The sequence below is a fragment of the Neisseria benedictiae genome, from assembly GCF_958267435.1.
Taxonomy (GTDB): domain Bacteria; phylum Pseudomonadota; class Gammaproteobacteria; order Burkholderiales; family Neisseriaceae; genus Neisseria; species Neisseria bergeri.
Genome location: NZ_CATQFV010000075.1, coordinates 1 through 3,131 on the forward strand (window position 1 = coordinate 1; position 3,131 = coordinate 3,131).

Annotated in this window: 3 protein-coding genes and 2 pseudogenes; 4 read left to right on the forward strand and 1 reads right to left on the reverse strand. The window is 40.6% G+C overall.

Features of this window, described 5'->3' with window-relative positions; translation table 11 throughout:
- The 4 genes and pseudogenes from Q3O12_RS09565 to Q3O12_RS09580 form a co-directional block, all read left to right on the forward strand.
- Nucleotides 1–712, forward strand: a 712-nt coding sequence (locus Q3O12_RS09565) for an RHS repeat-associated core domain-containing protein (protein WP_301670234.1), incomplete at its 5' end; no start/stop codon positions are given.
- 27 nt (nt 713–739) lie between these two features.
- On the forward strand, nt 740–1,192 hold the full coding sequence (locus Q3O12_RS09570) for a tetratricopeptide repeat protein (protein ID WP_019273239.1): 453 nt from the start codon (nt 740–742) through the stop codon (nt 1,190–1,192).
- Between the two features lie 48 nt (nt 1,193–1,240).
- Nucleotides 1,241–1,783: pseudogene (locus Q3O12_RS09575) on the forward strand (RHS repeat-associated core domain-containing protein); the annotation flags it as partial.
- Nucleotides 1,784–2,200: 417 nt separating this feature from the next.
- A complete protein-coding gene (locus Q3O12_RS09580; protein ID WP_118778755.1) occupies nt 2,201–2,782 on the forward strand; it encodes an Imm26 family immunity protein in 582 nt (193 codons plus the stop codon).
- Nucleotides 2,783–2,910: 128 nt separating this feature from the next.
- On the opposite strand, the pseudogene Q3O12_RS10960 reads toward Q3O12_RS09580, so the two are convergent.
- Nucleotides 2,911–3,131 (reverse strand): annotated as a pseudogene (locus tag Q3O12_RS10960) (hypothetical protein); the annotation flags it as partial.

Below are 3,131 nucleotides of genomic sequence, written 5' to 3' on the forward strand. Positions count from 1 at the left end.
AATCGGCATTCCGCGCGAGATGACCGATATCCACGGCAATCTCCTATGGTACGGCGAATACACCGCCTGGGGCCGTCTGAAAAAGGACGGGCGGGTTTACAAGGATGCGCATCAGCCGTTTAGATTGCAGAACCAGTATTATGATGAAGAGACCGGGCTGCATTACAATCTGATGCGGTATTACGAGCCTGAGGCCGGGCGGTTTGTGAATCAGGATCCGATTAAATTAATTGGTGGAGATAATTTGTATTTCTTCTCACCCAATACACAAGATTGGTATGACCCATTAGGTTTATGGAGAAGGAATGCCTATGTTGGTAGAACGCCATCCAAGGTATCTAAGACAGGATGGGCTGTAATGCAACGTATGTTAGCTAATGGAGAAATTGAAGGTATTACATCCGAGGAAATCAGTAAACTTAGACGTACCTCACAGATTCCCGAGGGTGCAGTCTTCAAAGATGTAGACGGTAAAAAATACTCTTTAAGAAATGCACATATGGGACATAATCCTGAAGATGCTGTTTCTTATTGGAATCGTTGTGGTCGTTATTATGGAGCCAAGTCTCAGGCAGTACGGAAATGGATGCTTGATCCCAATAATTATCGATTGGAATATGGACCAGGCAACTGTTCCCGTGGGGCAAAGAGCAAAGAACGTTATAAGAAACCCCGCAAGCCTAAAAATGGAAAATTACCTAAAGGTTGTTAATGAAGAGTTATGAATGAAAGGAAAACTATGTATTTATCTGATATTAATCCTGAGTTAAATAGTAAAATTAATAATATTATGTGTGAGTCGAGACAGGCTAAAACTCTTCAGGAAAGGATTGATGGGTTAATGAAGGCTTGGGATTTAATTCCAAAACCTGCTACTCAATTCGTAACCCCAACTAGTGGGTTATGTTCTGAAATTTCTGGCAGATTTAAAGAGTTAAAGGATTATTCTAAGGCACTTGAATGGATAAATATTGCATTAGAGGCGCGAAAAACAGTTCCTGATGGCAGCACATTTCTATGGGCAGGTATTATCTATTACGAACTAGGTGATTTGGAAAATGCTTATAAATATTTTGATCTTGCCTACAAAGAGTTACGTTACACACCTTTCTCTATGGAAGACAAAAAATATTGGCAATTTTATAAGCAACGTAAAGAAGAATTAAATCCTAAGAAAAAAAACAAAAAGTAAGATTCGATATTTTCAGATGACCTTTATTGTACCCTACTTAACCGACGCTACGCCTACAACCCGTTCGGCAGAAGGCTTTCCAAAGAACGCCAAGACAAACTCGCCCGGACGAGCACCGAGCCGAAGCGCACCCACTTCGTCTGGGACGGAACGCGGTTACTTCAGGAGTACACCTACAAAGGCAGCTACACCTATATCTACACCGACCAAGACAGCTACGAACCGCTGGCGCAAATCTTTGACAACGCCAAAGACAGCAAACAATACCTCGCCTATTTCCACAACGACCAAATCGGCATCCCGCGCGAGATGACCGACATCCACGGCAATCTCTTATGGTACGGCGAATACACCGCCTGGGGCTGTCTGAAAAAGGATGAACGCGTCTATCAGAACGTGCATCAACCGTTCAGACTTCAAAACCAGTATTATGATGAAGAAACCGGACTGCACTACAACCTGATGCGCTATTACGAGCCTGAGGCGGGGCGGTTTGTGAATCAGGATCCGATTGGGTTAGATGGTGGAGCTAATTTTTATCAATTTGCCACCAATGCTCAAATTTGGTTAGATCCATTGGGATTAAAAAAATATTCTGTTTATGGATTGTATAGGCCAGGGGATAGTAAACCTTTTTATATCGGTATTACGGATAATATAAAAACGCGTGCAAAACAACACAGAAAATCAGGAAGATTAGTTGGAACAGAACGCTTAGTAGAATTATATAGCGATTTGGATTACGAAACCGCCCGTGGATATGAGGAAGGCTGTATTCGACAACATGGAACACTTACAGGAAAAAAAATTAAAAAAGGTCAGAAAAGTAATTTTAATCCTAAAAAAACTAAAACCAGAGGAAATAAATGTCATTCATTTGTTGAGAATAAGACCCGTAATGCTAAAAGACAAGAAGCAATGGTTGCGGGAAGAGACCATATTCTCAAAAATGGTTGTAAAAATCTTCCAATAATTTAACATTCTATGCTATAGAAAAGGAAAAGTATTATGAAAATCTTTAATTGGGAAAAAAACAGAACTTTATATAGATATCTTAAGAATGGTGATTTATTTTGTTTTAAAATAGCTGATAAATTATTCGGTTACGGTAGAATAATCGCTAAAAATAAGCTTGGTGCCACTGTAGGAATTTTTGATTTGTTTACTTCAAGCCCAGTTGAGCCATTCGATTATAAAAATGCTGGGAATTACCCAATTCTATTCAAAACCGTTTTAGACTGCCATACCTTATTTGAATCAAAGCTAGAGTCAGACTGGCGGATAATTGCTCAAGATCCCGATTACCAAGATCCAACCCCAAGTGAAATTACTTCTATTAATCCTGCTATGGGATTGGCTCACAATGCAGACTTTTCCATCGAGCAAGAAATAGATGAAGAGGATGGTATGCAAAAAATACTCAAGAGCATTGAATTGCTTGAAACACCCAATAGTCATTATCATATTTTAAGTTTTCTTATTCGTCGTAAACCAGAAATTTTTAATTTACCTATTGAATCGTTTGAAGAATTTGGAGATTTTATTTCGGATGAGTTTCAAGAAATTCACCACCGGAATTTAAAAGCGTAAAAAGCAAGCCGTAGCCCGCGGTTTCTGTTTTTCAGATGACCTCACTATCTTCTTTGAGGTCGTCTGAACAATTTGTTCTTTAACAATCTCATTAGCAGTTGACATAGAGGTCGTCTGAAAACCAACTTTCAGACGGCCTTTGTTGCACCGTACTTAACCTCCGCTACGCCTACGACAAAGCCGGCAACCTGATCCAAAGCGCCGACCAAAGAAGCGGCGTACTCAATTACATCTACGACAAAATCGGACGCATTCAGGAAGCCCGCAACAGCCAAAGCGGCCGCAGCGAAACCTTCGCCTTCGACCCCGCCCACAACATCCTTTCCGACAAAACAGCCGAAGGGAAGGG